Origin of the sequence: Methanobrevibacter sp., from assembly GCF_045120835.1 — an archaeon.
GTDB lineage: Archaea > Methanobacteriota > Methanobacteria > Methanobacteriales > Methanobacteriaceae > Methanocatella.
Window position 1 is genome coordinate 1 of the sequence record NZ_JBGVFE010000050.1, and the last position, 2,320, is coordinate 2,320.

Here is a 2,320-nt window from a genome sequence, read left to right on the forward strand (position 1 = left end):
CTTTCAATGCTTTGAACATTTTGTGCAATCAAATACGGAGTTTTATAATTCAATATATCTCTAGCGTTGCAGGAAATATCATTTTTCTCTAAAAGTGAAATAACACGAATTGCAGTGATAGAATCTCCACCCAAATGAATAAAGTTGTCATTTAATCCAATGCCTTTTTGATTAAACACAAGTTCAAAAGCGTCAACAATATGTCTTTCAATTTCATTTGTTGGAGCAACATATTCTTCATGTAAAGTACTCAAATCTACATCAGGCAATGCAGATTTATCAACTTTACCATTGACATTCAAAGGGATGGTATGCAATCTGACAACAAATGAAGGAACCATATATTCAGGTTCATTCTTAGTTACATAATCGCAGACAAGATTTCTAAGGTCATCATCACCAATATCCTCTGATGAAACAACATAAGCCACTAGTTCATGGTTGTCTCCATTTTTGATTGTTTTAACTGTAACATCATCTATGATGTCTATATTTCTAATTGTAATTTCGACTTCTGACAATTCTACACGGTTTCCCCTGATTTTAACTTGGCCGTCACGACGGCCTACGATGCCTATTGAACCATCAGGCAATATTCTTACTAGGTCTCCTGTTCCATATAATGGGTTATAATCTTTATTATTGTCAAATGGGTTGTCAATGAATGCCTTTGCATTTTTTTCTGGGCGATTTAAGTATCCATCAGCAACCTGGAGGCCAGATAGGTATAATTCACCGACAGCACCTAAAGGTACACGACGTTTTTGATTGTCTAAAATGTAAGCTTTTGTATTATAATTTAGCATACCTACTGATGAGTCATCTAGTTTATGGTTATTGTCAATTGAAGATACAAATGCAAATGCTTCAGTTGGACCGTATGCATCAATTAAACGGTAATCTTTTGGACTTTCAACATCTCCTAATTTTTCACCTGCAACAAGCAATACATCAAGTGAAGTATCATCAACGCTTTGCATGAAGAGTTTACCTACTTGAGTAGTGATAAATGCATGGGTAACATTTTGTTTTATGAAATATTTGTTTAGTTCAGACATGTTGAACCTAATTTCTTCGGGAATTATGGATAAGCATGCTCCTGCACACATAACTGCTGAAATAACAAAACTGCTCACATCAAAACCAATGGATGAGAATAATCCATAAACATCACTTTTATCCAATCCATATGTTTCAATATAGGAGTCTGCAACATTGATAATAGATTTTCTAGTAATTTTCACGCCTTTAGGAACGCCAGCAGTACCGCTGGTGTATAAAATACAGGCCAAATCACCATAACTAATGTCTAAATTAGATGCATTTCCAACATCCTTTTTAACAATGTCTGAAATATTTAGGAGGTTAATGTTGTTGGCTAATGATTTAGCGCGTTCATAAGTTTCATCACTAACAATAATTACTTGGGAATCTGTATCGTGTAGCATGAATTTTATATGTTCATCGGGATGAGTATCATCTAAAGGAACATAAACCGCTCCAGCAGATAAAATACCTAAAACACTAAACATATATAATTCCGAGCGAGGGACTAAAAAGCTAACACAATCTTGAACTTCAACTCCTAAATCGGCCAGTTTTTTTCCAATTGCATCCGCTATGAAAGCACCTTCACCATAACTGTATGAAACATCATTATATGAAACCAATATCTTTTCAGGATGTTTTGTTAGGTTATCATTAAAAGCATCCATAATATCATCATAAAATAGGGGATGCTCAGTTTGATTGTAGATATCTAAAAACTCAAGATCAGAATCAGAGGTGTAATTAATATTACCTAATTCCTCAACTTTAATCATTTCATGCAAAATTAACTTATAAGATTCAGTAAAATGCTCTATGAAATCTTTAGAATATGTGGATGAATATAAAATTCGAATTGTTAATCTATCATCACTATTATTGAAAATATAGAAAGACAAATCGGCATTCAAGTCATGATCCAGTTCATCAACACCATATTTCAAATCATCTTTATTTATCACATCACTAAATAGATTATGGGAATATTGGAAGAGGATATTTGAATTCAAATCATAGTCATTAGCCAGGGCACGGAAAGGATACAAATCATATTTCATAACTGAATTGATTAAATCTGAGGAATAATCAAGGAATGAATTGACATCATTATTTGAACAGTCAATAAGAACAGGCAACGTCTTAACAAACATTCCTACGGAGTCTGATAAGTCAATATGTCCCCTTCCATCTTCAATGATGTTGAAAAGAATCTTATCCGAACCTGTGAATCTTGATAAGGTATAAGCGAAAACGCTTGAAAAGAACTGGTTAT

The 2,320-nt window shown here is 33.5% G+C and carries 1 protein-coding gene; it reads right to left on the reverse strand.

Translation table 11 applies throughout. The annotated features are described in order from the left end of the window. A partial coding sequence (locus tag ACJMLO_RS05380; protein WP_405294672.1) for an AMP-binding protein occupies positions 1 to 2,320 on the reverse strand: 2,320 nt, incomplete at both ends.